Annotated in this window: 4 protein-coding genes and 1 pseudogene; all 5 read left to right on the top strand. The window is 68.5% G+C overall.

Annotated elements, in window-relative coordinates; translation table 11 throughout:
- Window positions 1–318 (top strand): annotated as a pseudogene (locus tag VML93_RS23950) (ornithine carbamoyltransferase); the annotation flags it as partial.
- Complete coding sequence (locus tag VML93_RS23955; RefSeq protein WP_325614767.1) at window positions 315–818, top strand: arginine repressor; 504 nt, start codon at window positions 315–317, stop codon at window positions 816–818. The pseudogene VML93_RS23950 and the gene VML93_RS23955, both read left to right, overlap by 4 nt.
- 12 nt (window positions 819–830) lie before the next feature.
- Window positions 831–2,027: an argininosuccinate synthase gene (locus tag VML93_RS23960; RefSeq protein WP_325614768.1), complete on the top strand. Its 1,197-nt coding sequence runs from the start codon at window positions 831–833 to the stop codon at window positions 2,025–2,027.
- A 79-nt stretch (window positions 2,028–2,106) separates the two neighbouring features.
- On the top strand, window positions 2,107–3,519 hold the full coding sequence (gene argH / locus VML93_RS23965; protein ID WP_325614769.1) for an argininosuccinate lyase: 1,413 nt from the start codon (window positions 2,107–2,109) through the stop codon (window positions 3,517–3,519).
- Window positions 3,520–3,651: 132 nt separating this feature from the next.
- Window positions 3,652–4,693: type III polyketide synthase (locus VML93_RS23970; RefSeq protein WP_325614770.1), on the top strand; the 1,042-nt coding region annotated here is incomplete at its 3' end.

Consider the following 4,693-nt stretch of genomic DNA (forward strand, 5'->3'; position numbering starts at 1 on the left):
TCGGTCACGGTGACCGCCGACGCCGACGCGGCCGCCGCGGGTGCCGATGTGCTGGTCACCGACACGTGGACGTCGATGGGACAGGAGGACGACGGGCTGGACCGAGTCGGGCCGTTCCGCCCGTTTCAGCTGAACGCCCGCCTGCTCGGGCTGGCCGACCCGGAAGCCATTGTGCTGCACTGCCTTCCGGCCCACCGCGGACACGAGATCACCGACGACGTGATGGACGGACCGGCCAGCGCGGTGTGGGACGAGGCGGAAAACCGGCTGCACGCCCAGAAGGCGCTGCTGGTCTGGCTGCTGGAGCGGTCCCGATGACCGGCCAGGCCAAAGCGCTGCCCGAAGTCAGCGCGAACCGGGCCGGCCGGCAGGCGCGGATCGTGGCAATCCTGTCGTCGGCGCCGGTGCGCAGCCAGAGCGAACTGGCGGCGCTGCTGGCCACCGAAGGGATCGAGGTCACCCAGGCGACGCTGTCGCGCGATCTGGAAGAGCTCGGCGCGGTGAAGCTGCGCGGCGCCGACGGCGGCACCGGGGTGTACATCGTGCCCGAGGACGGCAGTCCCGTCCGCGGGGTGTCGGGCGGCACCGACCGGATGTCGCGCCTGCTCAGCGAGTTGCTGGTGTCGACCGACGCGAGCGGCAACCTCGCGGTGTTGCGCACGCCGCCGGGCGCGGCGCACTATCTGGCCAGCGCCATCGACCGCGCGGCCCTGCCCCACGTCGTCGGCACCATCGCCGGTGATGACACCATCCTGGTGGTTGCCCGGGAGCCGATGACTGGCGCGGAACTCGCCGGCATGTTCGAGAACATTCAGTAAGGAGATCGGTTCATGTCAGAGCGAGTCATCCTGGCCTACTCGGGCGGTCTGGACACCTCGGTGGCGATCAGCTGGATAGGCAAGGAGACCGGCCGCGAGGTCGTGGCGGTGGCGATCGACCTCGGCCAGGGCGGCGAGGACATGGAGGTGGTACGTCAGCGCGCACTGGACTGCGGCGCCGTCGAGGCCGTCGTCGTCGATGCCCGCGACGAATTCGCCGAGGGCTACTGCCTGCCCACCGTGCTGAACAATGCGCTCTACATGGACCGCTACCCGCTGGTGTCGGCGATCAGCCGACCGCTGATCGCCAAGCACCTGGTGGCGGCCGCGCGTGAGCACGGCGGCGGCATCGTCGCGCACGGCTGCACCGGCAAGGGCAACGACCAGGTCCGGTTCGAAGTCGGGTTCGCCTCGCTGGCGCCCGACCTCGAGGTGCTGGCGCCGGTCCGCGATTACGCGTGGACCCGCGAAAAGGCGATCGCGTTCGCCGAGGAGAACGCGATCCCGATCAACGTCTCCAAGCGCTCGCCGTTCTCGATCGACCAGAACGTCTGGGGCCGCGCGGTGGAAACCGGGTTCCTCGAGCACCTGTGGAACGCCCCGACCAAGGACATCTACGCCTACACCGAGGACCCCACCGTCAACTGGAACACCCCCGACGAGGTGATCATCGGCTTCGAGCGCGGCGTGCCGGTGTCGATCGACGGCAGGCCGGTGTCGATGTTGCGGGCCATCGAAGAGCTCAACCGCCGCGCGGGCGCGCAGGGCGTCGGGCGGCTGGACGTCGTCGAGGACCGGCTGGTGGGCATCAAGAGCCGCGAGATCTACGAGGCGCCGGGTGCGATGGTGCTGATCACCGCACACACCGAGCTCGAACACGTCACCCTCGAGCGCGAGCTGGGCCGGTTCAAGCGTCAGACCGACCAGCGCTGGGGCGAGCTGGTGTACGACGGCCTGTGGTTCTCGCCGCTGAAGATCGCGTTGGAGAGCTTTGTCGCCAAGACGCAGGAGCACGTCTCCGGGGAGGTGCGGTTGGTGCTGCACGGCGGTCACATCGCGGTCAACGGCCGGCGCAGCGCCGAGTCGCTGTACGACTTCAACCTGGCCACCTACGACGAGGGCGACTCCTTCGACCAGTCGATGTCGAAGGGCTTCGTCTACGTGCACGGCCTGTCCTCCAAGCTCTCCGCCCGCCGGGATCTGCGGTGACCTGTTCTCGGCGAGAAGACGCAGAATCGCACGCAGACGCCCGCCCGAGTGCGATTCTGCGTCTGCTCGGCACAGAAAAGTGAGCACCAACGAGGGGTCACTGTGGGGCGGGCGGTTCGCCGACGGGCCGGCGGAGGCGCTGGCCGCGCTGAGCAAATCCACCCACTTCGACTGGGCGCTGGCTCCCTACGACATCACCGCGTCGCGGGCGCACACCGTGGTGCTGTTCCGGGCCGGGCTGCTGACCGAAGAGCAGCGCGACGGGCTCCTGGCCGGCCTGGACAGCCTCGCCGAGGACGTCGCCGACGGCAGCTTCGGCCCGCTGGTCAGCGATGAGGACGTGCACGGAGCGCTGGAACGCGGGCTGATCGACCGGGTCGGGCCCGACCTCGGCGGCCGGCTGAGGGCCGGGCGGTCGCGCAACGACCAGGTGGCCACGCTGTTCCGGATGTGGCTGCGCGACGCGGTGCGCCGGGTCGGTCGCGGCGTGCTCGACGTCGTCGCCGCGCTGGCCGCCCAGGCTGCCGCGCACCCGACGGCCATCATGCCTGGCAAGACGCATCTGCAGTCCGCCCAGCCGATCCTGCTGGCCCATCATTTGCTCGCGCATGCCCACCCGTTGCTGCGCGACGTCGACCGGATCGTCGACTTCGACGACCGCGCGGCGATTTCCCCGTACGGGTCGGGTGCCCTGGCCGGCTCGTCGCTGGGCCTGGATCCGGACGCGATCGCCGCGGATCTGGGTTTCACGGCCGCAGCGGACAATTCCGTCGACGCAACGGCCGCCCGGGACTTTGCTGCCGAGGCGGCGTTCGTGTTCGCCATGATCGGCGTCGACCTGTCTCGGCTCGCCGAGGACATCATCATCTGGAGCTCGACGGAGTTCGGCTACGTCACTTTGCACGATTCCTGGTCCACCGGCAGCTCGATCATGCCGCAGAAGAAGAATCCGGACATCGCCGAGCTGGCACGTGGCAAGTCCGGGCGGCTGATCGGGAACCTTGCGGGGTTGCTGGCCACCCTGAAGGCCCAGCCCCTGGCCTACAACCGTGACCTGCAGGAGGACAAGGAGCCGGTATTCGATTCGGTGGCCCAGCTGGAGTTGCTGTTACCCGCGATGGCCGGGCTGGTGGCCAGCCTGACGTTCCACGTCGAGCGGATGGCGGAGCTGGCCCCGGCCGGCTACACGCTAGCCACTGATATCGCTGAATGGCTTGTGCGCCAAGGTGTTCCGTTCCGTTCCGCACACGAGGCCGCGGGTGCGGCGGTGCGTGCCGCCGAGCTGCGCGGCATCGGGTTGGACGAGCTGACCGACGACGAGCTCGCGGCCATCAGCCCCGAGCTGACGGCGCAGGTGCGCGACGTCCTGACGATCGAGGGATCGGTGTCGTCGCGCGATGCCCGGGGCGGTACCGCGCCGAGTCGAGTTGCTGACCAACTGGGCACCGTACAGGCAACTTCCGACCTGCTCAGGGGCCGTCTGCGCCGGTAATTGACCAGGTGAGCACGGCACCTCCACTTTGCCAGCTTTTGCCGGGGGCTTCGAGGCCGACTAAACTTCAAGCTTGAAGCGATCGGGGGTGAACCTTTCGGCCTGTATGTACGTAACCAAGGGGTGGGACCTATGAGCGTGATCGCCGGTGTCTTCGGGGCGTTGCCGCCCTATCGCTATTCGCAGAAAGAGCTCACCGATTTTTTCGTCAGCATTCCCGATTTCGAGGGTTATGAAGACATCGTTCGGCAGCTGCACGCGAGTGCCAAAGTCAACAGTCGCCACCTGGTGCTGCCGCTGGAGCGCTATCCCCGGCTGACCGATTTCGGCGAGGCCAACCGGGTCTACATCGAAAACGCGGTGGATCTGGGCTGCGAAGCGCTGGTCGGCGCGCTCGACGATGCGGGTCTGCAACCGCAGGACCTCGACGTGCTGATCACGACGACGGTCACCGGTGTCGCGGTTCCGTCGTTGGATGCCCGGATCGCCGGGCGCCTCGGGCTGCGCGCCGATGTGCGGCGGGTTCCGCTGTTCGGCCTGGGCTGCGTGGCCGGGGCGGCGGGCGTGGGGCGACTGCACGACTATCTGCGCGGTGCGCCGGACGGCGTCGCTGCCCTCATCTCGGTCGAACTCTGCTCCCTCACCTACCCGGGATACAAGCCGTCGCTGGCGGGTCTGGTCGGCAGCGCCCTGTTTGCTGATGGAGCGGCCGCGGTGGTAGCCGTCGGCGAGCGTCGCGCCGACGAGGTCGGCGCCGGCGGGCCGGCCATCGTCGATTCCCGCAGCCACCTGTATCCCGACTCGCTGCGCACCATGGGTTACGACGTCGGCACCACCGGGTTCGAGCTGGTGCTGTCCAAAGACCTCGCCGCGGTGGTCCGGCAATACATCGGCGACGACGTCGGCAGCTTCCTGGCCGCGCACGGTCTGAGCACCACCGACATCGGCGCCTGGGTCAGCCACCCGGGGGGACCGAAGATCATCGAGGCGATCAACGAGAGCCTCGACCTGTCGCCGGAGGCCTTGGAGCTGACCTGGCGTTCGCTGGGTGAGATCGGCAACCTGTCGTCCGCGTCGGTGCTGCACGTGCTGCGTGACACCATCGAAAAGCGACCGCCCAGCGGAAGCCCAGGACTCATGATTGCGATGGGTCCCGGATTCTGTTCCGAACTCG

This window comes from Mycobacterium sp. (assembly GCF_035499775.1).
GTDB lineage: Bacteria > Actinomycetota > Actinomycetes > Mycobacteriales > Mycobacteriaceae > Mycobacterium.

Bases quoted from the DNA above. Each gene is read 5' to 3' on its own strand.
- VML93_RS23955 (WP_325614767.1), top strand. From the start codon at position 315: ATGACCGGCCAGGCCAAAGCGCTGCCCGAAGTCAGCGCGAACCGGGCC.
- VML93_RS23960 (WP_325614768.1), top strand. From the start codon at position 831: ATGTCAGAGCGAGTCATCCTGGCCTACTCGGGCGGTCTGGACACCTCG.